The following is a 23789-nucleotide window of genomic DNA, read 5'->3' as shown; positions in this document are numbered from 1 at the left end:
CTTGCTGAGCTGGGCGGGGCCGGAAACGTCACCCGTTCATCTCCGCGCCACAAGTGGCTGAATCGATCCCCTTATCGGTCTTGTGAGCGAGGCGACACTCCGGGTGTCGGCAGCGCCTGTTGGGTACCGCTAGCCTCAAAACAATCCCTTTCCACGCCACGCCCGGCGCCCCCGGGCGTAGCGTCGCTTTCTTCGCTCAGGCAGGAGACGCCATGACCGCACTGACCATCCCCGGTCTCGATCAGGCACCCACGACGCACGCTCGCCTGCTTTCCTGGGTGCGTGAGGTCGCGGAACTGACCGCGCCGGACGAGGTCGTCTGGGTCGACGGGTCGCCCGAGGAAGCTGAGCGCCTGAACCAGAAACTGGTCGACGCAGGCACCTTTGTGCGACTCCAGAACAAACCGAACTCGTTCTGGTGTGCCTCTGACCCCAATGACGTGGCCAGGGTGGAAGAGCGGACCTACATCTGTTCTGTTGACGAGGCCGACGCCGGTCCGACCAACAACTGGATGAATCCGGTCGAGATGAAGTCCATCATGACCGAGCTCTACCGCGGGTGCATGCGCGGCCGCACGATGTACGTGATTCCGTTCTGCATGGGCCCGCTCAGCGCGGAAAAGCCCATGCTGGGCGTGGAAATCACCGACTCCGAATACGTCGTGGTGTCGATGGGCGTCATGACCCGCATGGGCAGCAAGGCGTTGGCGCTCTTCGGTGACGACGCCGACTACGTGCCCTGCCTGCACTCGGTCGGCGCGCCGCTGGAGCCCGGCCAGCAGGACGTGCCGTGGCCCTGCAACGACACCAAGTACATCACCCACTTCCCGGAGACCCGCGAGATCTGGAGCTTCGGCTCCGGCTACGGCGGCAACGCGTTGCTGGGCAAGAAGTGCTACTCGCTGCGCATCGCCTCCACGATCGCGCGCGAGGAGGGCTGGCTGGCCGAGCACATGCTGATCCTCAAGCTGACCTCGCCGGAGCAGCAGGTCCACTACATCGCCGCGGCGTTCCCCTCGGCCTGTGGCAAGACCAACCTGGCCATGCTGGAGCCGACCATCCCCGGCTGGAAGGTCGAGACCCTCGGCGACGACATCGCCTGGATGCGCTTCGGTGAGGACGGCCGCCTGTACGCGGTGAACCCGGAGGCCGGCTTCTTCGGCGTCGCGCCCGGCACCAACTGGAAGACCAACCCGAACGCCATGCGCACCATCGAGCGCGGCAACTCGGTGTTCACCAACGTCGCCCTCACCGACGACGGCGACATCTGGTGGGAGGGCATGGAGAACACGCCCGCGCACGCCACCTCGTGGAAGAAGCAGGACTGGACCCCGGCCGACGGCGAGAACGGGGTGCTCAGCTCGCACGCCAACTCCCGTTACTGCACGCCGATGTCGCAGTGCCCGGTGCTCGCGCCGGAGTGGGACGACCCCAACGGAGTGCCGATCTCGGCGATCTTCTTCGGCGGCCGCCGCGGCACCACCATCCCGCTGGTGAACGAGGCCCGCGACTGGCAGCACGGCGTGTTCATGGGCGCCACCCTCTCCAGCGAGAAGACCGCGGCCGCCGCGGGCAAGGTCGGCGACGTGCGCCGCGACCCGATGGCCATGCTGCCGTTCATCGGCTACCACGCCGGTGACTACTTCGCGCACTGGATCTCCGTCGGCAAGAACGCCGACTCGGTGAAGCTGCCGAAGATCTTCTACGTGAACTGGTTCCGCCGCGGCGACGACAAGCGCTTCCTGTGGCCCGGATTCGGCGAGAACGGCCGCATCCTGAAGTGGGCCATCGAGCGCATCGAGGGCAAGGCCGCGGCCCAGGAGACCCCGATCGGCCACGTGCCGACCGCGGACGACCTGGACCTGTCCGGACTGGACGCGCCGAGGGCCGACATCGAGGCCGCGCTGGCCGTGGATGTGGACGAATGGCGGGCCGAACTGCCGCTCATCGAGGAGTGGTTCACTCAGATCGGTGACAAGCTGCCCAGCTCGCTGCGTGACGAGCTGGAGGCGCTCAAGCAGCGTCTTGCCTGATCAGCATCACGCACCAGAGCTCGGGGCCCGGTGGCCAGCGTCGTCCGCCGGGCCCCGAGCCTGGTTTGTGTGACCCTGTGGCAAGGGACACAGTGAAGTGCATGCCCGAACGTCCTGGTCCCGCCACTCGCGCCCGCAGGGTGTGTGCCGTGCTGCGCACCCTGCGCAAGGCCAACCGCCTCACCCTGCATCAGGTCGCGATCGCCCTCGGCGTCTCGGTGACCAAGGTGCAACGCATGGAGACCGGGCGGCGCGGCCTGCACGTCGATGACGTGAACGCCCTGCTCACCCTGTACCAGGTGCCCGCGCAGCAGCGGGCCGAGCTGCTCGCCCAGGTGGGCGCGGCGGCCAACCCCGGCTGGTGGCAGGCTCCCGGCTCGAGGCTGCCCGCCGACCTGCGCCAGCTGATCGGCCTCGAGGACGAGGCCGCGGTGGTGCGCGACTACGAGCTGGCCATGGTGCCCAGCCTGCTGCAGACCGCCGAGTACGCCAGGTCCGCGCTGGGCGGCATGGACCACCGGCTGCACGAGCCCGACCTGGGCCGCCAGGTCGCGGCCACCATGACCAGGCAGATGGTGCTGGCCAGGCCCACCCCGCCGAACCTGCACTGCGTGGTGGAGGAGAGCGCGTTGCAGCGGCCGATCGGCGGGCAGGGTGTGCTGGCCCGCCAGCTACAGGCGCTGTGCGTGCTGGCGGACCGGCCCAACGTCACCCTGCGGGTGCTGCCCGGCAGCCGGGGCGCGCATCCCGGACTGCGCGGGTCGATGACCATCCTGGAGTTCGCCGACGCGCCCACCCTGGTGTGCGTGCCCACGGCGGGCACGCACACCTTCCTGCAGACCGCGGCCGAGGTGGACCGGGCGCGGGAGGCCTGGGCGGTGCTGGAGCACCTGGCCCTGCCACCGGCGGAGTCGGCGCACCTGCTCGGCGGGTACGCCGGTGAGCTGGCTCGCGCTAGCTGATCGCCGGGAACGGCGGCCGTGGCTTGGCCGCCGGGTCCGGCATCGGCTCGCCCGCGCAGGTGCTGCCGTTGGCAGGCAGCGCGCCGGTGGTCAGGTAGGCGCTGACCCTGGCGTCCACGCAGGCGTTGCCGCGCAGGTACATCCAGTGGTCGCCCTCGTCGGCGACCACCAGCAGCGGCGAGCCCTTGGGCAGCACCCGCTGGGCCCGCTGCGCGCCCTCGATCGGGGTCTGCGGGTCGCGCACGGAGTTCACCAGCAGCATCGGCGGCAGGCCGCGGCCGGTGACCTCGGGCAGCCGGAACTCGGGGCGCTGCCAGGACATGCACTGCTGCACGATCTTCTGCCAGCCCAGCAGCGGGTACTGCCGTCCCAGCCGCGCGGACTCGGCGATGGTGCCCGCCCGGCCGCCGCGGTAGGGCGTGTCGTTGCAGACGATGGACAACGCGGTGCCGGTCTGGCTGTTCGGATCCGGGGTGAGGATGTCCTGTCCTGGCGCGGACTCCGCCGCCGGGCCGCCCTCGCTGAGCCGCTTGAGCAGGGCCAGGTTCGCCGCGGCGCCGGGGAAGTAGTCCTTCTGCCCCTGGGCGCCAACGATCACCATGTCGAGGTCCGCGCCGCCCAGCAGTCTTCCTTGCACCTCAACGGGTTTCGCGGCCAGCCGGGCCCGCACGGTCTCGTACGTCGCACCCGTCTCGGCCGCGGTGCGGCCCCAGCCGTAGCGGTCGTGGTGCCGAGCCAGCCAGGGCAGGAAGTCGGTGCGGAACCGGCGTTCCATGGCACGGGCCTGGTCGTTGAGCAGGTGCTGCCAGGTCGCGGTGACATCGGGGACCGAGTCCAGCACGAACCGGCCCACCCGGTGCGGGAAGTAGGTGGTGTAGAACGGGCCGAGCCAGGCGCCGCCGGACACCCCGTAATAGTTGATCTTGTGTTCACCGAGCAGGTGGCGCAGCAGGTCGAGGTCGTGCGCGGTCTGCTCGGTGTTGACGTACTTGCCCAGTTCGCTGTTCTGGCAGTCGCGGGCGATGGTGTCGTTGACCGCCAGGAACTTCGCCAGGTTGGCCGGGCTGCGGTCCCGCCAATCCGGCAGCGGCGAGGGCGCGGTGGGCTGGCAGCTGACCTGGCTGCTGCCGCCGGTGCCGCGCACGTCGATGCCGTAGACGTCCTGGCTGGCCAGCACCGCGTGCTGGCCGGCGGCCAGGAAGTTCAGCGGGAAGGACCGGCCCGCCTCGCCCGGTCCGCCGGGGTTGGTGAACAGCACGCCCTGGCGGACGCCGGTGGCGCGCAGCCGGGTGATCGCCACGGTGATGTCCTTGCCCTCACGCGGGCGGCGCCAGTTCATCGGCGCGGTGTAGCTGGCGCATTCCAGCGCGGTCCCGCCCGGTGGCAGGCCGGGTGGCGGGTTGGCCTGGTCGAAGCAGGGTTTCCAGTCCAGGCGCTGGCTGAGGTAGCGGCTCGGGGTGGACTCGGTGGCGAAGGCGGCCGCGGGCGCGGCGAGCAGTGCGGCGGCGACCGCCAGCACGGTTGCCTTGTGCCTCAAGGACATCTGGTTTCCCCCTCAGGAAGTGTGCCGTGGGCGAGGAATGCCTCGACCGCGGTGTTCACGCACGGGTTGCCGAGGTAGAGGCCGTGGTCGCCACCCGCGACGACCAGCAACCGGGAGCCGGGCAGGCGCTGCTGCAGGCGGCGCGCGCCCTCGATCGGCGTCTTCGGGTCCTGTTCGGACTGCACGATCAGCATCGGCGGCAGTCCGTGGCCGGTGACCCGCACGACCGGCAGGTCCGGCCGCTGCCAGCCGAGGCAGTCGTTGACCACCTGGGCCCAGCCGTAGAGCGGGTACTGCTGGCCCAGCCGGGCCGAGTCGGCGACCAGCGAGGCCCTGGTGAACCGGGATGGCGTGTCGTTGCAGCGGATCGCGGTGTAGACCGCGCCGTAGCTGGCCGGGTCCGGGTTGAGGATGTCCGAGCCGGGCGGCGCGGACTGCGGGGCGGCCTGCCCCTTGTCGAGTGCGACCAGCTGTCCGGCCAGGCCGGGGAAGGCGGCGGCGTGGCCGAGGCCGCCGAGGATGATCGCGTCCAGCACGGCCCCGTTGATCCCGTTGACCGGAGCCGTTGCCAGGCGGGCACGCAATCCCTCGTACCGGGCATGTGCGGCGGCCGGGGTCTGGCCCCAGCCGTAGGTCGCGTGGCGCTGCGCCAGCCAGGGCAGGAAGCCCTCGCGGAACCGGCGCTCGTAGGCCATCGGCAGCGTGGCCTGGGTGCTCTCCCAGCTGCCGGTGGCGTCCATGGCCGAGTCGAGCGCGAACCGGCCGGCCCGGTGCGGGAACAGGGTGGCGTAGTGCGTGGCCAGCCAGGTCCCGGCGGAGATGCCGAGGAAGTTGATCTTTCGCTGGCCGAGCAGGTGGCGCAGCAGGTCCAGGTCGCGGGCGGTCTGCGCGGTGGTGGTGGTCGCGGCCCGCTCGCCGAGGAAGACCTGGCAGTCGCGGATGATCCGCTCGGCCTGGTCCTGCATGGCGGTCAGGTTGGCCGGAGTGCGGTCCCTCGGGTCCAGCGGCAGCGCTTGGTCAGCGGCAGCCGGTGGCGCGCAGCGGACCGGTGAGCTGGCGCCGGTGCCGCGCGGGTCGATGCCGATGAGGTCGAAGCGCTCGGCCAGCTCGGTGCGGCGGGACAGCGACAGCGGCAGCCTGCGGCCGGGCGAGCCCGGTCCGCCGGGGTTGGTGAACAGCACGCCTGCCGCCGGGCCGGTGGCCCTGATCCGGCTCACCGCGATGCTGATCTTCTTGTGCCCCGGCCGGTGCCAGTCCAGCGGGGCCTGGAACTCCGCGCACTCCAGGCGCGCGAAGTTCGCCGGTGGGTTCGGTGGCGGGTTCGCCGGGTCGAAGCAGGGTCGCCAGGACAGCTGCTGGCCGGTCAGCGGATCGGCCTGGGCGAGGGCCGGAGTCGTTGTCAGGGAAAGGAAAACCGTGCTGAGCAAGACAAGCCCGATGGTGCGGTTCTTGGTGCGGTGCTGGGCGTTCACCCGTGCTCCCCTCAGTGCGCCTGTTGGTCACGCTAAGGAAAAACGGTGGAGCGCGCAGTGAACCTGGACCACACTCAGGGCGTCTTCAGGGGAGTACGTAAGGGGAAAATCAGCGAGAAGTAGGGAGGTGTACCATGGCCGGGCTGGCGATGCTCGTGCTTGCTGTGGCCGCCGTGGTGATGGTTCTGCTGGCGCAGCAGGGGGAACGTCCGGGGGCGGAGCTGGACGCGCGCACCCACGAGCGCCTGCCCACCGGGTCAGGCCGGTAGCTCGGCCTGACCGCCGATGCCGCGGACGGTCTTGGAGACCGGCTTGTTCGTCTCGGCGAAACAGGTGCCGACGGTGTAGCCCTCCGACCAGTCGCGTTCGGAGGGCACCCGCCAGCTGGTCGCCACGTCCGGGCGGCCCTCCGGCGCGAGCAGGTAGTCGATGACCACCTGCTTGCAGTGCTTGTCCATGGTGGCGTGCAGCTGCTCGGCCGACGGGATCTTGTCGCTGCTCTTGCCCAGGTTCTTCACCGAGGGCAGCGCCTCACCCACGTGCGGCTGGTTGCACGGCACGCCGACCAGCGTCTCCGCCTTCGACGGCGAACCGGCCGTGCACAGCTGGTAGGCCCAGAAGTCCTTCTTCAGCGCGTCCTTGAGCGAGCCGGTGCGGCTGACCGGCGCGCCGTCCGGGCCGACCTCGACCACGGTGCAGATCACGTAGTGCTGCCCGGTGGCCCACAGCGCCTTGTCCGGCCAGATCGCGCCCACCCGCAGCCTGCTGGCCGGGGCGGCCTCGCTGCCCATGTACTCGGTGAGCTTCTCCGCGCACCGCGGGATCGAGGTGGCCAGCAGGGTCGAGTCGTCGGGGTAGGCCTTGGGCAGGTGCTGCGGCAGCGTCTCCAGCCAGGTCACCTCGGCCTCGTGCGAGCGCGCGCAGGGCACCCGGCCCAGCACCTTGGCGTCGAAGCACTCGCCCACGCCGGGCAGCTTCTCCTCCGGCGGCGCGGTCAGCTTCGTGCTCGGACGCACCGGCACCACACCGCTCACCGAGACCGGCTCGCCCGCCACGGTCGCGCCGGTGGTGCACCCGGCGGCCAGCAGCGCGGACAGCGTGAGCGCCAGTGCTGCTCTCCGCATGCTCGCCTCCCTCGCTGACCGTGATCGTGCGGCTACCGTGCCGTACGGCTGGTGCCCTGATGGTCACGATTCGGGCACTTCGAACACAGGGTTTTCCTGCTGCCCGATGACGACCATTGCCACACATGCCTAACATCCGCGACACATCCGCGCCCGGCAAGGTCACCGTAGCGGTGGCAGGCCCGCGGGGGAGGACAACGGAGGAGTTCGATGCCGTCTGGTTCGTCACCACCGGTCTCTGCGCGCCCCAGCGGGCTGCGCTGGAACTGGTGGAACCTGCTGCTCGTGGTGCCACTGCTGATGCTGGTCACCCCGATGATCAACTTTGATGAGCCGCGGCTGCTCGGCCTGCCGTTCTTCTACTGGTCGCAGTTCGCCTTCGTGCCGCTGGGCGTGGTCTGCGTCGGGCTGGTCTACCTCAAGACCAGGGACGAGCCGGTGGTCACGGACGCGCCGGACCGCCTCGACGTGGACCGGCTGGACGAGGGGGACAAGGCGTGAGCGAGATCCAGTGGCCCCAGCTGATCGTCTTCGCGGTGTTGTTCCTGCTGGTGACGGTGCTCGGGTTCGTGGCATCCAAGTGGAAGGCCGGTGACACCCTCGACCACCTCGACGAGTGGGGCCTCGGTGGCCGCAAGTTCGGCTCCTGGATCACCTGGTTCCTGGTCGGCGGCGACCTCTACACCGCCTACACCTTCGTCGCGGTGCCGGCGCTGATCTTCGGCGCGGGCGCGATGGGCTTCTTCGCGCTGCCCTACACGGTGATCCTGTACCCGCTGGTGTTCCTGCCGCTGCTGCGCATGTGGTCGGTGTCCAGGGTGCACGGCTACGTGACCCCGGCCGACTTCGTCCGCGGCCGCTACGGCTCGCGCATCCTGGCCCTGCTGATCGCGGTCACCGGCATCATCGCCACCATGCCCTACATCGCATTGCAGCTGGTGGGGCTGGAAGCGGTGCTGCGCACCATGGGCTTCAACGGCAGCGGCCTGCTCGGGCACCTGCCGCTGTTCATCGGCTTCCTGATCCTGGCCGTCTACACCTACCAGTCCGGCCTGCGCGCCCCGGCGCTGATCGCCTTCGTCAAGGACACGCTGATCTACATCGTGATCCTGGTCGCGGTGATCTACCTGCCGGCCAAGCTGGGCGGCTGGACCACGATCTTCGAGCGCTCCTCCGAGCTGCTGTCGCAGCCCAACGCCAACGGCCAGCCCAAGGGCTCGCTGCTGCTGAACGCGAACAACCAGCTCCAGTACGCCACCCTGGCGCTGGGCTCGGCGCTGGCGCTGTTCCTCTACCCGCACTCGCTGACCGGCATCCTGGCCTCCAGGGGCCGCAACGTGATCAAGAAGAACATGGTCGCGCTGCCCGCCTACTCGCTGCTGCTGGGCCTGCTGGCGCTGCTCGGCTACGTGGCGCTGACCGCGGGCACCAAGCCGTTGATGAACAACGCCACCGGGCGGCCGGACTCCAACACCATCGTGCCGGTGCTCTTCGACCAGCAGTTCCCCGGCTGGTTCGCCGGTATCGCTTTCGCCGCGATCGGCATCGGCGCGCTGGTGCCAGCCGCGATCATGTCCATCGCCGCGGCCAACCTGTGGACCCGCAACATCTACAAGGAGTACCTGAAGAAGGACGCCTCGCCGAAGCAGGAGGCGCAGCAGGCCAAGCTGGCCTCGCTGGTGGTCAAGTTCGGCGCGGTCGCCTTCATCGTCTTCGTCGACCCGCAGTACTCCATCGACCTGCAGCTGATCGGCGGCGTGATCATCCTGCAGACGCTGCCCGCGGTGGCGATCGCGCTCTACACCCGCTGGTTCCACGTGTGGGGCCTGGTCGCGGGCTGGATCGCCGGTATGGGCTACGGCTTCTACCTGCTCTACCAGATCCCGAACCCGGCCGCGGGCCGCGCGCACTTCGGCGGTTCCGCGCTGACCCTGGACAAGCTGTCCCTGCTCGGCTGGGAGCCCTTCGCCGGGTCCAAGGTGCAGATCTACGTCGGGTTCGTCGCGCTGGTGGTGAACCTGGTGGTCGCGGTGGTCGGCACGATCATCGCCAGGCAGCTCAAGGTGCTCAACGGCACCGATGAGACCAAGGGCGAGGACTACCACGCCGACGAGGGCGACCCCTCGCTCAAGGCGGTCGCCGCGCACTGACGCGGGAAGGCGAGGTTCCCCGGTCCGCCAGGGCCGGGGAACTCCGCCCGCCACACCAGCTCGTCGACCGCGCACAGCACCGACCCGGCGGTGCCGGGGGCCAGTTCCGGCGCCCCGGCCACCTGCCGGGTCCCGGCCGGTCCCGGCCCGCCGCGCAGCACCAGCGGCGAGTCCACCCTGGCCCGCCGCCACAGCGCGCCCAGCCGCTCCCCGGTCAGCTCGGCCGCCGACCCGTGCCCGGCCACCACGTCCCACAGCGGCCGCCGCCTGCTCAGCTCCCCGGCCAGCCAGCGCTCCTGCCCCGCCCCCAGCAGCGACCCGGTCTGCCGGTACTGCTGGGTGTCCACCAGCCGCAGCGCCAGCAACCGCCCCCAGCGCAGGCTCCGGTAGATCGGCATCCGCCCGCCGTCCGGCCGCGAGGCCGCCCGCAGCGGCTGGTGCTCGTAGTAGGCCCGGCAGGCCGCCACCCACTCCCCGGCCAGCTCGCCAGGCCCCCACACCGACACCTGCGGCGCACTCGCCCGCGCCAGCTGCGCGGCCGGGGTGAGCAGGCTCATCGCCCGCTCCCGCGGATCACCGCCGGCCGGCCGGTGCTCGCCGAGCCGGAGCACCAGGTCGGCGGGCTGCGGCAGGGCCTCGCCGCTGGTCACGGCCAGCCGCAGCGGTTCGAGCGCGACCGGGTGCGGCGCGGTGCGGGTGCGCCCGGTCAGCGAGAGGTGCCTGCCGTGCCGGAAGCGGAAGAAGTACTCGGTGCTCGGTTCCAGCCCGTCCACCTCGACGTGCACGCTGTGCCCCCACTCGGGCAGCGCGTCCGTCTCCCCCGCGCGCACCACCCTGGTGCCGGCCGGATCGGCGCTGAGCTGCCACTGCACGGCCAGCGGGAGGTCCGGGGCGCCGGTCAGGCGGGTCCAGAGCACCACCGAGTCCGGCTCGGGGTCGCCGGAGGCCACGCCGAGGGTGAACGGGTCCTGTCGCACCTTAGGCAGGTAATCAGGCACGGACGTCCACCGCGTGGCGGCAAGGTGCCATTGGAGTGAATCTAGTGTTTGAATCGACGGCGTGGATCGAGCCGTACTGACTGACACCGTCCGCTCGCGGTGGGACAACGATGTCCTGACGAGCCTGTCCGAACTGGTCTCCGTGCCCGCGATCTCGCCGGCCTTCGACCCCGACTGGGCCCGCAACGGCCACCTGGACGCCGCCATCGAGCACGTCCGCCGCTGGCTGGTCGAGCGCGAGCTACCCGGCGCCGCCGTGGACGTGGTGCGGCTGGCGGGCCGGACCCCGGTGCTGCTGCTCGACCTGCCCGCGCAGCCCGGGTTCGAGGACGCGGGCACCGCGCTGCTCTACGGGCACCTGGACAAGCAGCCGCCGGTGGGTGGCTGGTCCGAGGGGCTCGGGCCGTGGACGCCGGTGCTGCGGGACGGCCGCCTCTACGGCCGGGGCTCGGCCGATGACGGCTACGCCGGCTACGCCGCGGTCACCGCGATCGAGGGCCTGCTGGCCGCCGGTGGCGCGCACGGGCGCTGCGTGGTGCTGCTGGAGACCGGCGAGGAGTCCGGCAGTCCGGACCTGCCCGCCTACCTGGAGCACCTGCGCGACCGGCTGGGCGAGGTGTCGCTGGTGGTCTGCCTGGACTCCGGCGCGGCCGACTACGAGCGGATGTGGCTGACCACCTCGCTGCGCGGCTTGGTGCAGACCCAGGTGACCGTGCGGGTGCTGGAGTCCGGTCAGCACTCCGGCTCGGCCAGCGGGGTGGTGCCCAGCTCCTTCCGGGTGCTGCGCCAGCTGCTGGACCGGCTGGAGGACTCGGCCACCGGCAAGGTGCTGCTGCCCGAGCTGAGCGCGGACATCCCGGCGGAGCGGGTGCGGGAGGCCGAGGAGGCCCTCGCGGTGCTGCCCGGGTTGCTGCTGCGGTTGTTCCCGCTGATGCCGGGCATGCGCACGGTGACTGAGGACGAGCTGGAGCTGGAGCTCAACCGCACCTGGCGGCCGACGCTGTCGGTCATCGGCGCGGACGGCCTGCCGGTGCCCGACGACGCGGGCAACGTGCTGCGCCCGCACACCACGCTGATGCTCGGCTTCCGGCTGCCGCCCACCGCGGACTCGGCCGCCGCGCTGGCCGCGGTGCGCCGCGCGCTGACCACCGACGTGCCCTACGGCGCCCAGGTGGAGCTGGCCAAGGTGGAGGCGGCCGACGGCTGGAACGCGCCGAGCCTGCGGCCCTGGCTGCGCGAGGCCCTGGACACCGCGGGCGAGCAGGTCTTCGGCACCGGCTGGAAGGCCACCGGCGAGGGCGGCTCCATCCCGTTCATGGGCCTGCTGCACGAGGCGTACCCGCAGGCACAGTTCGTGGTCACCGGCGCGCTGGGCGCGGACAGCAACGCGCACGTGCCGGATGAGTCCCTGCACCTGGACTACGCCCGCCGGATCACCGAGGCGATCTCCTACGTGCTGGACGCGCACGCCCATTCCGGCAAGTGAGTTGTCAGGCCCGGATCGCTCAGGCGGTCCGGGCCTGCCGGATGCCGATCACCACCCCGGTCAGCACCACGGCCATCCCGGCCACGCCGAGCAGCGGCGGGGTCTTGCCGCTGGCCAGGAACACGTAGACCAGGCCGGAGATGGTCTCGAACACGATCAGCTGGCCCGCCACCGACACCGGCAGCCTGCCCGATGCCTGGTTCCACAGCAGGGTGCCGCCCCAGCTGACCAGCACGCCGAGCACCAGGCTGCCCAGCAGCAGGAACCACAGCGAGTCCGCGCCGATGCCGCGGCCCACGGCGTCCCCGGTGACCAGCAGCAGCGGCGCGGCCAGCACGGACAGGCCCAGCGTGGCCACGCCGATGAGGGTGGACCAGTCCGCCGAGCTGATCTGGGGATGTGTGCGCAGGAACTGGGCGTTGGCCACGCCGAACCAGGTCCACATGGCCAGCGCCAGCACCGCGCAGCCCAGGCCGAGCAGCTGTTCGCCCAGTGAACGGCCGCCCAGTCCGGAGAAGTCGATCTCGCTGACGTTCACCGCGACCAGCCCGATCAGGATCACCCCGACCGGCAGCGCGAGCCGGGAGAACGGGAACTCGCGGCGGCGCAGGTTGCCGTAGACGGCCACGGTCACCGGCAGGGTGCCGATGACCACCGCCACCACCGGGGCCCCGACCAGCGCGATGCCCTGGACCAGCAAGAAGTAGTAGCCGACGTTGCCGGTCACGGCGAAGAGCAGGCAGGACCGCCACACCGGCCAGGAGTGCCCGCGCAGCCTGGTGCCGGTGAAGACGATCAGCGCGACGGAGAGCAGGCCGTAACAGACGTAGCGGCCGAGGGTGACCGCCACCGGGGAGAACTCGGGCAGCAGCACCGGCACCAGGAAGGCCAGTCCCCAGATCAGGTTCGCGCCGATGCCCAGGCCGATCCCGGACAGGCTGCTGCCGCGCACGGCGGTTCGCTCACTCATCTGCTCCCCCTGTTTCCGTTGCGCCGCCGATCAAACACGGACGGCCAGGGTGTCCGCATCACTGATCACCCGTCCGGCCGTGGCCAGCGCGGTGCGCAGCCGCAGCGGCAGCGCGGTCATGTGCCGGTGGGTGCCGCCGTCGTAGCACTGCGGCGCGGTGGCCAACCGCGCCAGCCGCTGCTCGACGACTGCCTCGGTCAGCGCGGCCGGGTCCAGGTCGTCGCTGGCCAGCGCGAACCCCCACGGGATGCCGTAGGAGGGCACGGTGAGCGTGTAGGGCAGCACGTGCCGGAACACCGAGCGCAGGGTGCGCAGCACGCTGGCGAAGAACTCCGGGTCCAGGAAGTTCGCCGGTCCGGCCTGGGTGGCGAACACCCCGTTTCCGGCCAGCTTTCCCTTGACCTCGCGGTAGAACTCCTGGGTGAACAGGCCCGGCGTCGGCGAGTCCTCGACCGCGTCCGGCAGGTCGGCCAGCACCAGGTCGAAGTCGTGGTCCTGGTCCGCCAGCAGGGTGCGCGGATCGCCGAAGGCCAAGTGGCAGCGCGGATCCGCCGGTCCGTCGTGGTGCAGGTGCGGCAGGTGTTCGAGGGAGTGCCGGTGCAGCTCGGGGTCGATGTCCAGTTGCACCACGGTTTCCAGCTCCGGCATCGCGCACAGCCGGTGCAGCACGCCGCCGTTGGCCCCGCCGAGGCAGAGCACCCGGCGGGTGTGCGGCAGCAGGCAGTAGGCGGGCAGCAGCAGCGCCTCGTGGTAGGCCGCCTCGTCCGCCTCGGTGGACTGCACCCTGCCCTCGATCACCATCGCCCGGCCGTAGCCGCCCAGCGTCACGATCTGGAAGCCCTGCCGGGCGGTGCGCCCGGTCGCCAGGACCGAGCGCACCGCGTGCACATGGCACTCGTCAGGAGTGATGTACTCCTCGATCTGGTTGTCCCACAACGGTTTCATCGGGCCGTCGCGGTGATCAGGGCGTAGCCCAGCTTGCCTGCCTTGGTCACCGCGTTCTCGTAGTCGGCCAGCCGCACGCTGGTCTCGAAGTACTCCGCCGAGGTCAGCGCGATGATCTCCGCCTTGAGCTCGTGCCGGACCACCACCGACCGGTCCTGCCAGTCCCGGAAGGTCGGCGTCAGGTCGCGCACCAGGTCCACCTCGAACCCGGCCCCGGCCAGCGCGGACCGGTACTCCGCGACCGTGTTCACCGTGGGACAGGCCCATTCCACGGTCAGCTGCCGCCACTCCCGCTCGGTCAGCTCGCCGGTGCGCACCCGCTCCATGAACGCCAGCCGCCCGCCGGGCCGCAGCAGCTCGTGGCAGCGGGCGAACAGCCGGACCGGGTCGAAGTGGCAGAACGCGCCGGTGCCGTAGATCCCGTCGAAGGGCCGGTCGAAGGCGTGCCGGTACACATCCCCGTGCGCCAGGCCGACCCGCTCGGTCAGGCCGTGTTCGGCCAGCCGCTCGGCCGCCTTGCGCAGCGGGCTGGCCGCCACGTCGATGCCGGTGATCCGCCAGCCCAGCTCGGTGGCCAGGAACGCGGCCACCGGCGCGGTGCCGCAGCCGATGTCCAGCACCGCCGACTCCGGCGGCAGGTCCATCGCCGCGGCCAGCGCGCGCAGCTCGGCGGCGCTGTTGTCGCTGAACTGCCCGATGTACTCACCGGGCCCGTACACCCTGGGGTAGACCAGGTCGTGCACCAGGTTGTTGCCGGCCATGTCCTGGTCGTACAGCTCCGCGACCAGCGCGAAGTCCTCCGGCGCCGCTCTTGTCACAGCCTCTCCACAAGCAGCTCGATGGGGGCGGCCGGATCCGCGACCGGGGCGCTGAGCGCGGCCCGGACGTTCTTGGGCAGCAGGAACATGTGGTGGTGGGTCTGCCCGTCGTAGAGCCGCAGCTCCCCGGCGCAGGTGCGGGCCAGCCGCTGGTCCAGCTCGGCCGGGCTGTGCGCCAGCGGGTCCAGCGGCGACCGCGCGCCGATGCCGGTCAGCCAGACCGTGCCGTAGGACTGCGGGTAGCTGAGGTAGCCGTGCGCCTGCCCGAACACCTCCCCGATGACGTGGAAGATCCGCGCCGCGAACTCCGCCGACACCGGGCCGACCGAGCCGCACCAGGACACGTACAGCCCGCGCCCGGTCAGCCGCTGCCGAACCAGCCGCACCGCCTCGGCGGCGAACAGCCTGCCCGCCGGGCTGCCGGGCAGCGGTTCGCTGAGGTCGTTGACGATCAGGTCGAACGGCTCGCGCTCGGTGGCCAGGTAGTCCAGCGCGTCGGCCACCACCAGCCGGTAGCGCGGGTCCAGCCGGAAGTCCGCGCCCACCGAGGGCAGGTGCCTGCTGGCGATGTCCACCACGGTGGTGTCGATCTCCACCTGCACCACCTCGCGCACGCCGGGATAGCGCAGCAGCTCGCGCACGATCCCGCCCGGACCGGCGCCCACGCACAGCACCCTGGCCGCGCGCCCGTCCAGCAGCTGCATGGCCGGGTGCACCATGGCCTCGCTGTAGATGTACTCGTCCGCGGCCACGTGCTGGATCCGCCCGTCCAGGAACAGGCCCCGGCCGTAGCCCTGCGTCTCCAGCACCTCGATCCGCTGGAACTCGCTGTCCACGACCACGACCTCTTCCACCACCCGGTGGCAGTGCCGCTCACCAGGGGCGATCTCCTCGACCGTCCAGCGTTCAGTCACGGTGCGGGTCCCGGATCAGGGTGTGCGAGCCGTCCGGGTGCACCAGCACCTCGCTCGGCTCGTCCTGGCCGAGGAACTGGGTGATCATCGAGTAGCAGTAGCTGCCCGCGGTGTCGAAGACCAGCACGTCCCCGGTGCGCAACGGTGGCAGCGGGGCGCCCTTGGCCAGGAAGTCGCGGGAGTAGGTGGTCGAGCCCACCACGTCGGCCGGGCGGTCCGCGGGCGACTCGCCCGAACGGCCCAGCACGCTCACCTCGTGGTACTCACCGTAGAACAGCGAGCGCGGGATCAGGGTGGCGCTGGAGTCCACGCAGACCAGGGCCCGGTCCGGCCGGTTCTTCACGTCCAGCACGCTGGTGCAGAACACCGCGGTGTCGCCGAAAAGCGCCCGGCCCGGCTCCAGGATCAGTTTGATCGGCCGACATCGCTTCTGTGAATAGTCCGTGAACATCCGGCTGATCGCGTCGTCGTATTTGCCGTAGTCGAACTCCTCCATTCCGTCCTCGGTCACCGGGAAACCGCCGCCGAGATCCACGTAGGTCAGTTCGGGGAAGAAGTCGGACAGTTCCAGGGTGCGCGCCACGCCCTGCATCATCGTGTCCAGGGAGACGATGTTGGTGCCGAGGTAGACGTGCGTGCCGGTGATGGTGAGCCGGTACTTGTCCGCGATCTTGGCGGCCACCTCCAGCTCGTTCTCCAGCAGCCCGATCCGGCTCTCCGCGCCGATGAAGACGTTGCCCAGGGAGTTCTCGTCGATGTTGAGCCGGATGCCGCAGCTGGTGCCGGGCGCGACCGAGCCGTAGAGCTCCAGCTGGCCAAGTGAGTCCAGGTTGACCGCGACTCCCAGCCGCGCGATCAGCTCCAGATCGGACCTGCGCACCCCGGTCGAGGTGTAGATGATCTCCGAGGGTGCGAAGCCGCACGCCATGGCGAGCTTGAGGTGCCGCGCCGAGTTCACGAAGATCCCCATGCCGAGACCGCGCAGCAGCTTGAGCAGCTCGGGGTTGTTGTTCGCCATCGAGGCGAAATGCACGGCCTTGTCCGGATAGGACAGTCCGGTGAACCGCTCGGCATTGCGCCGGATCAGGGACTCGTCGTAGAGGTAGCAGGGGGTGCCGTACTGGCTGACGGCAGCAGAGATCGATCTCTCGTCCATGGCGGGATGCGGCCCTTTCGATGGGAGCTGCTCGAGATATCGGCGGAGAATTTTTGTAGCAGCGCGAAGTTCCCTGGGTCAATGCACGTTTGGGCAGCCCTTTCGAAATCGCGAACAGGATATTCGGGGAATAGGAATACCCGCTTGGCGGAGTGCTCAGCCGGTGAGCCGCAACGTCGTTAGCCCAGGTAGCGCAGCCCGCATAGTCATGGACCCGTAACCAGCCACCTGCTGTGCTACCGGCCATCCGGATGGCAGGATGCGCAGAACTTGCCCGGAAACTGACTACGAGGAGTGACACCGTGGCCCGTCGACCCAGACACCAGGTGCTCGCCCTGCTGCCGGTGGCAGCCCTGCTGCTCGCCGCGACCGCGTGTGGCGGCGGTGGCGGCGCCACGGCCAACGGTGTGCCGCTGGTCGAGGCAGGGAAGATCAAGACCTGCACGCACCTGCCGTACGAGCCGTTCCAGTTCAAGCAGGGCAACGAGGTCGTCGGCTTCGACGTCGACCTGGTGAACCTGGTCGCCAAGGACCTGGGCGTCACCCAGGAGATCGTGGACGGCCCGTTCGACACGATCGCCTCCGGCCAGGACCTCAACATCAACAAGTGCGACGTGGCCGCGGCCGGCATGACCATCACGGACACCCGCAAGCAGAACTTCGACTTCTCCGACCCGTACTTCCTGGCCACCCAGGCGCTGCTGGTCAAGAAGGGCTCCGGCATCACCAGCCTGGAGTCGCTCAAGGGCAAGAAGATGGGCGTGCAGGCCGACACCACCGGCAAGGTCTACGCGGAGAAGAACGCCGCGCCCGCCGGTGTGGAGCTGGTGACCTTCGAGGACCTCGGCCTGCTGCTGGAGTCGGTGAAGAACGGTTCGGTCGCCGCGGGCATCAACGACGACTTCGTGCTCAAGGACTACGCCCGCAAGAACCCGGACACCGAGATGACCGCGGCGTTCAACACCAACGAGAACTACGGCATCGGCGTCCGCAAGGGCAACGACGTGCTGCTGAAGAAGGTCAACGAGGTGCTGGCCAAGGCCAAGAGCGACGGCACCTACGCGAACCTCTACGAGAAGTGGTTCAAGGAGAAGCCGAAGCAGGGCTGATCCGACCGTCCGGGGCCGGTGCGAGATCCGCACCGGCCCTGTCTGTTTGCCAGGAGCTTGTGTATGTCAGGAAAGACCGGCCTCAGCCGGAGACAGCGCGCCCGGTTGTTCCGGGGCATCCAGTACGGCCTGCTCGTCGTCGTGCTCGTGGTGATGGCCTTCCTCGCCAACTGGGAGAAGATCGTCACCTCGTTCTTCGACTTCGAGGTCGCGGGGCAGCTGTTCCCGAACATCATCGTCATCGCGCTGAAGAACACCATCGTCTACACCGCGCTGGGCTTCGCCTTCGGCATCGTCGTGGGTGTCATCCTCGCGCTGATGCGGCTGTCCTCGGTCGGCCCGTACCGCTGGATCGCCACCCTCTACATCGAGTTCTTCCGGGGCCTGCCCGCGCTGCTGGTCTTCCTCGCGGTCGGCTTCGGCATCCCCACCGCGTTCGGGATGAACGTCGACCGCATGCTGATCATCACGCTGGCGCTGGGCATCGTGGCCTCGGCCTACATGGCCGAGACCATCCGCGCCGGTATCAAGGCGGTGCCCAAGGGGCAGGTGGAGGCGGCTCGCTCGCTGGGCATGTCGCCGACCCGCACGCTGGTCACCGTGGTCATCCCGCAGGCCTTCCGGATCATCCTGCCGCCGCTGACCAACGAGCTGATCATGCTGGTCAAGGACTCCTCGCTGGTGTTCTTCATCGGCTCCACGCTGGAGCAGCAGGAGCTGGCCCAGTTCGGCCGCCAGGCGCTGAGCCAGTACAAGAGCATGACGCCGTTCGTGGTCGCAGGCCTGTGCTACCTGATCATCACCATCCCGCTGTCGATCCTGCAGCAGCGGCTGGAGCGCAAGGCGAACGCCACCGCGAAGGGAGGTCAGTGATGACCGGCGAACCGATGGTCGTGGTCTCGCAGCTGCACAAGAGCTTCGGGCCGCTGGAGGTGCTCAAGGGCATCGACGTCTCGGTGGCCCGCGGCGAGGTCGTGTGCGTGATCGGGCCGTCCGGCTCGGGCAAGTCCACCCTGCTGCGCTGCGTGAACCTGCTGGAGCAGCCCACCTCGGGCAAGGTCGTGGTCAACGGGGTCGAGCTGACCGACGAGGACTGCGACCTGGACGGCGCCCGGGTCAAGATCGGCATGGTCTTCCAGTCGTTCAACCTGTTCTCGCACCTGAGCGTGCTGGACAACCTCACCGTGGCGCAGCGCAAGGTGCTCAAGCGCGGCAAGGCCGAGGCCGAGCGGACCGCGCGGGCGAACCTGGACCGGGTCGGGCTCTCGGACAAGGTCAACGCGATGCCCGCGCAGCTCTCCGGCGGTCAGCAGCAGCGGGTGGCCATCGCCCGCGCGCTGTCGATGAACCCGGACCTGATGCTCTTCGACGAGCCCACCTCCGCGCTGGACCCGGAGCTGGTCGGCGATGTGCTCGGGGTGATGCGGCAGCTGGCTGACGAGGGCATGACCATGCTGGTGGTCACGCACGAGATGCAGTTCGCCCGGGAGGTGGCCGACCGGGTGCTGTTCATGGACGGCGGCTGCCTGGTCGAGGAGGGCCCGGCCGAGCAGGTGATCGGCAACCCGCAGCACGAGCGCACCCAGACCTTCCTGGCGCGCGTGCTCGACCCCACCCACCAGGGGCGCGCGGAAGCCTGAGCGGACCCCGGCGCGGCCGTCATACTGTCTACAGTGGACAGTATGACGGCCGCGCCGCCGTGTGTGGATGAACCTGTGGAATCTGTGGACAAGTGATCTTGCGTCCTGTGGATGGAGAAGGCATGACCGACCTCGCGCTGGCCGTCGACGTGGGCGGAACCAAGATCGCCGCCGGTCTGGTGGACGGTTCCGGCGCACTGCTGCGCACCGCGCGACGGCCCACGCCCGCGCACGACCGCGAGGCGGCCTGGGCGGCGGTCCGGGCGGTGGTCGAGGACGCGCTGTCCGGGCCGGAAGGCGCTGCGGTACGCGGGATCGGGGTCGGCTGCGCCGGTCCGGTGGACACCACCAGGGGCACGGTCAGCCCGATCAACATCAACGGCTGGCAGGACTTCCCGCTGCGCGACCGGCTCGCCGAGTTGCTGCCCGGCCTGCCGGTGGAGCTGGCCGTGGACGGGGCCTGCACCGCGCTCGGCGAGCACTGGGCCGGGGCGGGGCAGGGCGCGGACTTCATGCTCGGCATGGTGGTCTCCACCGGCGTCGGCGGCGGCCTGGTGCTCGGCGGGCGGCCCTTCGGCGGCCGCACCGGCAACGCGGGCCACATCGGCCACGTGGTGGTCGAGCCGGACGGTCACCCGTGCACCTGCGGCGGCCGCGGCTGCGTGGAGACCGTGGCCGGCGGACCGCACCTGTCCCGCTGGGCCCGCGAGCAGGGCTGGACCGGGCCGGACACGGTCGCGCTGGCCGCGGACGCGCGCGCCGGGAACGAGCTGGCGCTGGCCGCCTTCGAGCGCGGCGGGCACGCGGTCGGCCTGGCCATCGCGGCCGCGGCGGCCGTGTGCGACCTGGACCTGGTGGTCATCGGCGGCGGGGTGGCCGCGGTCGGACCGCTGCTGTTCGACCCGATCCGGCGCTGCCTGGACACCCACGCGGGCCTGTCGTTCCTGGCCGGGCTGCGGGTGGTGCCTGCTCAGCTGGGCGGGGACGCCGGGCTGGTGGGGGCGGCGGCGCTGCTCAGGCGCTGACGCCGTCGACCTGGGAGGGCCGCCAGCTGTTGCCCTGCACCAGGTTGCCGAAGCCCAGCCAGACCAGGTTCATCAGCCGCGCGGACATCGCCTTGGGGGTCTCCTCCGGGTGGTCCAGCCACCAGTCGGCCAGCGACTCGCCCGCGCCGACCAGCCCGGCGGCCAGCGGCTCGGTCTGGCCCTCGGCGAAGGAGCCAACGCCCTGGGCCTGCGCCGCGTGCTCCAGCAGCAGCCCGATCACCGAGATGGCCCGCTTGCGGCCCGCGGTCAGCTCGGCGGCGAACGGCTCGCCCTGGGTGCCGGCCTGCCGGTGCAGCACCCGCCAGGAGTCCCGGTTCGCCTCGACGAAGGCGAAGAAGCCCTGGATGCCGCGCCACAGCTGCTCGCGCGGCGGCAGGCTCTCGTCCACCACGCCCGCGATGGCCTCCACCAGCCTGGTCGCCTCCCGCTGGATGCAGGCGGCGAACAGCTCCTCCTTGGCGCCGAGGTAGGCGTAGATCATCGGCTTGGAGATCCCGGCCACCTCGGAGATCTCGTCCATGGACGCGGCGTGGTACCCGCGCTGGGAGAACACCGCGACCGCGGCGTCCAGGATCTGGCGTTCCCGGACTGCCCTGGGCAGTCTTTTCGCGCGCGCGGGACGGTCACCGTTGGACTCAGCCCGGTTGTCGGTCATTGGCACCCCCATTGACGTAGCAGGAAGGGTACTCTTGTCAGCGAACCTACTCGAAAGTAGAGTTACTGCTCAGTAGGTAAGCGGGAGGTTTCCATGACGAACAGCGATCCGATCGCTGCCCTGAGCACGGTTGATCCCAAGAAGATCAGCAAGGAGGAGTTCGTCTCGCTCCTCTCCGCCGCCTCCGAAGTGGCCGGCAGTGGCGAGGCCGTCGACCTCAGCTCGATCGACCCGCACTCCTTCGCCCGCCTCATCTCCCGGGCCTCCAAGGACCAGATCGAGGCCGTGATGGCCCGCCCCGAGCTGCGGGTGCGGGTGCTGGACGAGGTCTTCCGCCGGATGGAAGTGCACTTCAAGGCGGAGAAGGCCGGTTCGGCCAGGGCGGTCGTGCACTGGCGGATCGCCAGCGGCGAGGACTACGAGCGCTACGAGACGGTCATCGCCGACGGCGCCTGCTCGGTGAACAAGGAGAACAAGGCCGAGCCCAGGGTGACCGTGACCCTCTCGCCGGCCGAGTTCCTCAAGCTCGCCTCCGGCAACGGCTCCGCCCCGGTGATGTTCATGACCGGAAAGATCAAGGTCAAGGGCGACCTCGGTTTCGCCGCGGGCCTTTCGAACCTGTTCAGCATCCCCAAGGCGTGAGGGAGAACCGCCCGTGACCTTCTCACTGGAACTGAACGAGGAACAGCGCGACCTCCGTGACTGGGTGCACGGGTTCGCCGCCGACTCCGTTCGGCCAGCCGCCGCCGAATGGGACGAGCGGGAGGAGACGCCCTGGCCGCTGATCCAGGAGGCGGCCAAGATCGGGCTGTACAACTTCGAGTCGCTGGCCACCTTCTACGCCGACCCCACCGGGCTCTCCCTGCCGATCGTGCTGGAGGAGCTGTTCTGGGGCGACGCGGGCATCGGCCTGGCGATCTTCGGCACGAACCTGGCGGTCGCCGGGATCTTCGCCGCGGGCACGCCGGAGCAGTTCGTGGAGTGGGTCCCGCAGTGCTTCGGCGACGTGGACGACCCCAAGGTGGCCGCGTTCTGCTCCTCCGAGCCGGAAGCGGGCTCGGACGTCTCGGCCATGCGCACCCGCGCGGTCTACGACGAGGCCAAGGACGAGTGGGTGCTCAACGGCCAGAAGGCCTGGGCCACCAACGGCGGCATCGCCAACGTGCACGTGGTGCAGGCCGTGGTGGACAAGGAGCTGGGCTCCAGGGGCCAGGCCGCGTTCATCGTGCCGCCCGGCACCGAGGGCCTGGTGGCCACCAAGAAGATCAAGAAGCACGGCCTGCGCGCCTCGCACACCGCCGACGTCTTCCTGGACGACGTGCGGGTGCCCGGCAGCTGCCTGCTGGGCGGCAAGGACAAGCTGGACGAGAAGCTGGCCAGGGCCCGCGAGGGCAAGAAGGCCGGCGCCCAGGCCGCGATGAAGACCTTCGAGCTGACCCGCCCGCCGGTGGGCGCGATGGCCATCGGCATCGCCAGGGCGGCGTATGAGTACGCGCTGGACTACGCCAAGCAGCGGGTCACCTTCGGCCGCCCGATCATCGAGAACCAGTCCATCGCCTTCACCCTGGCCGACATGAAGATGGAGATCGACGCGGCCCGCCTGCTGGTCTGGCGCGCGGCCTGGATGGGCCGCAACGAGGCCAAGTTCGACGCGGCCGAGGGCTCGATGTCCAAGCTGAAGGCCGGCGAGGTCGCGGTCTGGGCCACCGAGCGCGCGATCCAGATCCTGGGCGGCAACGGCTACACCCGCGAGCACCCGGTGGAGCGCTGGCACCGGGACAGCAAGATCTTCACCATCTTCGAGGGCACCAGCGAGATCCAGCGCCTGGTCATCTCCAGGGCGATCTCGGGAATGCACATCCGCTAGACCCCGGCCGGGAGGACGTGGCCCCCTCCCAGGCCGAAACCACGAAGCCCGGCTTCCCGGCAGGAGCCGGGCTTCGTGTTGTCAGTCGCTGTGCAAGCTGGCCATGAACGGGCAGCCGACCAAGCGCCGCAGCTCAAGGGACAGCTCGTGCGGAGTGGTCACCGACTTGGAGAAGGCCAGTCGCACGTCGTGGTCCCCGTCGGCGGCCTCCACCCGCAGCCGCAGCCCGAGCCGGTCCAGGCCCAGCGGCCGGACGTGGCCGCCGCGCAGTTGTTCCGGGATGTGCCGGGCGAGCAGGTCCACCACGTCGCGGTGGGAGAGCTCCAGGTGCCGCAGCCAGTCGTCCTCCATCAGGCAGAACGGGTCCGGCGTGGCCGCGGCGAACTCCTGCGGGGTGAGCGAGCAGGTGCCCTCGGCGTCGGCCAGCACCAGCGAGGCGGGCACCAGGCGCAGCATGGTCGCGCCGTGGCCGACGTCCAGCAGCCGGGGGTCCGGCCGGGTGGCGGCCACCGAGAGCGCCTCGGCCCTGGCCCCGCGCTCGTCCAGGGCCTGCAGGAAGCCGGTGATCCACAGCAGTCCGCGCACCGGCTCGCGCAGGCGCACCGGCGCCGGGTCGGTCAGCTCGACCATCGCGGTCAGCTCACCGTGCGGCGCCTGCCAGGCCAGACCGACCAGCTCGTGGTCCTCGTCCAGCAGCAGCGAGGCCGACCCGTCCGCGTGCACGTGGTGCAGCAGCGGTTCCACCCGGGGCGTGTCGCCGTCGACGGCAGGCATCAGCACCGCCTTGCCGCCCCGGACACCCATGGTCCGGGCCCGCTCTGCGGCTCCCGGCATCGGCGGGCGACGACTCTTGGTCTCCACGGATCACCTCCAACTTAGGCAAGGCTAACTTGAGTTGCCG

22 protein-coding genes are annotated in these 23789 nt (G+C 70.3%); 11 read left to right on the top strand and 11 right to left on the bottom strand.

All coding sequences use genetic code 11. The annotated features are described in order from the left end of the window. Positions 1-212 precede the first annotated feature (212 nt). Positions 213-2033 (top strand): phosphoenolpyruvate carboxykinase (GTP), encoded by a 1821-nt coding sequence (locus N8J89_RS41145; protein WP_283662251.1) that lies wholly within the window; start codon positions 213-215, stop codon positions 2031-2033. A gap of 101 nt (positions 2034-2134) precedes the next feature. Continuing rightward, the gene (locus N8J89_RS41140) at positions 2135-2995 is read left to right on the top strand and encodes a helix-turn-helix domain-containing protein (RefSeq protein ID WP_283662250.1); all 861 of its coding nucleotides are present in this window, start codon (positions 2135-2137) and stop codon (positions 2993-2995) included. Here the strand turns inward: N8J89_RS41140 and N8J89_RS41135 are convergent. The 3 genes from N8J89_RS41135 to N8J89_RS41125 form a co-directional block, all read right to left on the bottom strand. After that, on the bottom strand, positions 2988-4538 hold the full coding sequence (locus N8J89_RS41135; protein ID WP_283662249.1) for an alpha/beta hydrolase: 1551 nt from the start codon (positions 4536-4538) through the stop codon (positions 2988-2990). The two genes, N8J89_RS41140 and N8J89_RS41135, sit on opposite strands and share 8 nt — an antisense overlap. Beyond that, complete coding sequence (locus tag N8J89_RS41130) at positions 4529-6010, bottom strand: alpha/beta hydrolase (RefSeq protein WP_283662248.1); 1482 nt, start codon at positions 6008-6010, stop codon at positions 4529-4531. Before N8J89_RS41130 ends, N8J89_RS41135 begins: the two co-directional genes overlap by 10 nt. A gap of 257 nt (positions 6011-6267) precedes the next feature. After that, positions 6268-7134: a septum formation family protein gene (locus N8J89_RS41125; RefSeq protein ID WP_283662247.1), complete on the bottom strand. Its 867-nt coding sequence runs from the start codon at positions 7132-7134 to the stop codon at positions 6268-6270. 210 nt (positions 7135-7344) lie between these two features. Between N8J89_RS41125 and N8J89_RS41120 the strand changes: the two genes are divergently transcribed. Together N8J89_RS41120 and mctP are read left to right on the top strand one after the other, a co-directional pair. Then, positions 7345-7635, top strand: coding sequence for a DUF3311 domain-containing protein (locus tag N8J89_RS41120; protein WP_252483645.1), 291 nt, complete (start codon positions 7345-7347; stop codon positions 7633-7635). Then, positions 7632-9284 carry a monocarboxylate uptake permease MctP gene (gene mctP / locus N8J89_RS41115; RefSeq protein WP_283662246.1) on the top strand — a complete coding sequence of 551 codons (1653 nt, stop codon included), beginning with the start codon at positions 7632-7634 and terminating at the stop codon, positions 9282-9284. The genes N8J89_RS41120 and mctP overlap by 4 nt, the downstream gene beginning before the upstream one ends. Here the strand turns inward: mctP and N8J89_RS41110 are convergent. Next, entirely contained in the window at positions 9233-10261 is a 1029-nt protein-coding gene (locus tag N8J89_RS41110) for an alkaline phosphatase D family protein (protein ID WP_283662245.1), read from the bottom strand. The two genes, mctP and N8J89_RS41110, sit on opposite strands and share 52 nt — an antisense overlap. Before the next feature lie 82 nt (positions 10262-10343). Between N8J89_RS41110 and N8J89_RS41105 the strand changes: the two genes are divergently transcribed. Beyond that, positions 10344-11768 carry a M20/M25/M40 family metallo-hydrolase gene (locus N8J89_RS41105; protein WP_502868394.1) on the top strand — a complete coding sequence of 475 codons (1425 nt, stop codon included), beginning with the start codon at positions 10344-10346 and terminating at the stop codon, positions 11766-11768. Positions 11769-11787: 19 nt separating this feature from the next. Here the strand turns inward: N8J89_RS41105 and N8J89_RS41100 are convergent, their stop codons facing one another. From N8J89_RS41100 to N8J89_RS41080, 5 genes are read right to left on the bottom strand one after another with little or no spacing between them, the layout of a single operon-like run. Then, on the bottom strand, positions 11788-12738 hold the full coding sequence (locus N8J89_RS41100) for a DMT family transporter (protein ID WP_283662244.1): 951 nt from the start codon (positions 12736-12738) through the stop codon (positions 11788-11790). Positions 12739-12768: 30 nt separating this feature from the next. After that, the gene (locus tag N8J89_RS41095) at positions 12769-13683 is read right to left on the bottom strand and encodes a spermine/spermidine synthase domain-containing protein (protein WP_283662243.1); all 915 of its coding nucleotides are present in this window, start codon (positions 13681-13683) and stop codon (positions 12769-12771) included. Next, positions 13680-14501: a class I SAM-dependent methyltransferase gene (locus N8J89_RS41090; protein WP_283662242.1), complete on the bottom strand. Its 822-nt coding sequence runs from the start codon at positions 14499-14501 to the stop codon at positions 13680-13682. Before N8J89_RS41090 ends, N8J89_RS41095 begins: the two co-directional genes overlap by 4 nt. Then, positions 14498-15415: a spermine/spermidine synthase domain-containing protein gene (locus N8J89_RS41085; protein ID WP_283662241.1), complete on the bottom strand. Its 918-nt coding sequence runs from the start codon at positions 15413-15415 to the stop codon at positions 14498-14500. Before N8J89_RS41085 ends, N8J89_RS41090 begins: the two co-directional genes overlap by 4 nt. After that, positions 15408-16571 carry a diaminopimelate decarboxylase family protein gene (locus N8J89_RS41080; RefSeq protein ID WP_283662240.1) on the bottom strand — a complete coding sequence of 388 codons (1164 nt, stop codon included), beginning with the start codon at positions 16569-16571 and terminating at the stop codon, positions 15408-15410. The genes N8J89_RS41085 and N8J89_RS41080 overlap by 8 nt, the downstream gene beginning before the upstream one ends. A 302-nt stretch (positions 16572-16873) precedes the next feature. Between N8J89_RS41080 and N8J89_RS41075 the strand changes: the two genes are divergently transcribed. The 4 genes from N8J89_RS41075 to N8J89_RS41060 all read left to right on the top strand — a co-directional run bounded on the left by N8J89_RS41075 (position 16874) and on the right by N8J89_RS41060 (position 20345). Then, entirely contained in the window at positions 16874-17680 is an 807-nt protein-coding gene (locus tag N8J89_RS41075; RefSeq protein WP_283662239.1) for a transporter substrate-binding domain-containing protein, read from the top strand. A gap of 63 nt (positions 17681-17743) precedes the next feature. Further along, positions 17744-18553: an amino acid ABC transporter permease gene (locus tag N8J89_RS41070; protein WP_283662238.1), complete on the top strand. Its 810-nt coding sequence runs from the start codon at positions 17744-17746 to the stop codon at positions 18551-18553. Next, entirely contained in the window at positions 18553-19320 is a 768-nt protein-coding gene (locus N8J89_RS41065) for an amino acid ABC transporter ATP-binding protein (protein WP_283662237.1), read from the top strand. The genes N8J89_RS41070 and N8J89_RS41065 overlap by 1 nt, the downstream gene beginning before the upstream one ends. 122 nt (positions 19321-19442) lie before the next feature. Beyond that, positions 19443-20345, top strand: coding sequence for an ROK family protein (locus tag N8J89_RS41060; RefSeq protein WP_283662236.1), 903 nt, complete (start codon positions 19443-19445; stop codon positions 20343-20345). Here N8J89_RS41060 and N8J89_RS41055 read toward each other — a convergent pair. Next, entirely contained in the window at positions 20335-21021 is a 687-nt protein-coding gene (locus N8J89_RS41055; RefSeq protein ID WP_252483652.1) for a TetR/AcrR family transcriptional regulator, read from the bottom strand. The genes N8J89_RS41060 and N8J89_RS41055 overlap by 11 nt on opposite strands. 93 nt (positions 21022-21114) lie before the next feature. Here N8J89_RS41055 and N8J89_RS41050 point away from each other — a divergent pair, with 93 nt between their 5' ends. Together N8J89_RS41050 and N8J89_RS41045 are read left to right on the top strand one after the other, a co-directional pair. After that, the gene (locus N8J89_RS41050) at positions 21115-21663 is read left to right on the top strand and encodes an SCP2 sterol-binding domain-containing protein (protein WP_283662235.1); all 549 of its coding nucleotides are present in this window, start codon (positions 21115-21117) and stop codon (positions 21661-21663) included. 13 nt (positions 21664-21676) lie between these two features. Continuing rightward, on the top strand, positions 21677-22888 hold the full coding sequence (locus N8J89_RS41045; RefSeq protein WP_283662234.1) for an acyl-CoA dehydrogenase family protein: 1212 nt from the start codon (positions 21677-21679) through the stop codon (positions 22886-22888). 81 nt (positions 22889-22969) lie between these two features. On the opposite strand, the gene N8J89_RS41040 is transcribed toward N8J89_RS41045, so the two are convergent. Beyond that, positions 22970-23722 carry a DUF2470 domain-containing protein gene (locus N8J89_RS41040; RefSeq protein ID WP_283666376.1) on the bottom strand — a complete coding sequence of 251 codons (753 nt, stop codon included), beginning with the start codon at positions 23720-23722 and terminating at the stop codon, positions 22970-22972. Positions 23723-23789 lie beyond the last annotated feature (67 nt).

Source organism: Crossiella sp. CA-258035 (assembly GCF_030064675.1).
In the GTDB taxonomy this organism is placed as follows: Bacteria; Actinomycetota; Actinomycetes; order Mycobacteriales; family Pseudonocardiaceae; genus Crossiella.
Note: the sequence above shows the minus strand (reverse complement) of the source record. Positions and strands in the feature narration are given on the sequence as shown.

Bases quoted from the DNA above. Each gene is read 5' to 3' on its own strand.
- N8J89_RS41070 (WP_283662238.1), top strand. From the start codon at position 17,744: ATGTCAGGAAAGACCGGCCTCAGCCGGAGACAGCGCGCCCGGTTGTTC.
- N8J89_RS41065 (WP_283662237.1), top strand. From the start codon at position 18,553: ATGACCGGCGAACCGATGGTCGTGGTCTCGCAGCTGCACAAGAGCTTC.
- N8J89_RS41125 (WP_283662247.1), bottom strand. From the start codon at position 7,134: ATGCGGAGAGCAGCACTGGCGCTCACGCTGTCCGCGCTGCTGGCCGCC.
- N8J89_RS41145 (WP_283662251.1), top strand. From the start codon at position 213: ATGACCGCACTGACCATCCCCGGTCTCGATCAGGCACCCACGACGCAC.
- N8J89_RS41050 (WP_283662235.1), top strand. From the start codon at position 21,115: ATGACGAACAGCGATCCGATCGCTGCCCTGAGCACGGTTGATCCCAAG.
- N8J89_RS41080 (WP_283662240.1), bottom strand. From the start codon at position 16,571: ATGGACGAGAGATCGATCTCTGCTGCCGTCAGCCAGTACGGCACCCCC.
- N8J89_RS41140 (WP_283662250.1), top strand. From the start codon at position 2,135: ATGCCCGAACGTCCTGGTCCCGCCACTCGCGCCCGCAGGGTGTGTGCC.
- N8J89_RS41135 (WP_283662249.1), bottom strand. From the start codon at position 4,538: ATGTCCTTGAGGCACAAGGCAACCGTGCTGGCGGTCGCCGCCGCACTG.
- N8J89_RS41040 (WP_283666376.1), bottom strand. From the start codon at position 23,722: ATGCCGGGAGCCGCAGAGCGGGCCCGGACCATGGGTGTCCGGGGCGGC.
- N8J89_RS41095 (WP_283662243.1), bottom strand. From the start codon at position 13,683: ATGAAACCGTTGTGGGACAACCAGATCGAGGAGTACATCACTCCTGAC.
- N8J89_RS41055 (WP_252483652.1), bottom strand. From the start codon at position 21,021: ATGACCGACAACCGGGCTGAGTCCAACGGTGACCGTCCCGCGCGCGCG.
- N8J89_RS41120 (WP_252483645.1), top strand. From the start codon at position 7,345: ATGCCGTCTGGTTCGTCACCACCGGTCTCTGCGCGCCCCAGCGGGCTG.
- N8J89_RS41100 (WP_283662244.1), bottom strand. From the start codon at position 12,738: ATGAGTGAGCGAACCGCCGTGCGCGGCAGCAGCCTGTCCGGGATCGGC.
- N8J89_RS41060 (WP_283662236.1), top strand. From the start codon at position 19,443: ATGACCGACCTCGCGCTGGCCGTCGACGTGGGCGGAACCAAGATCGCC.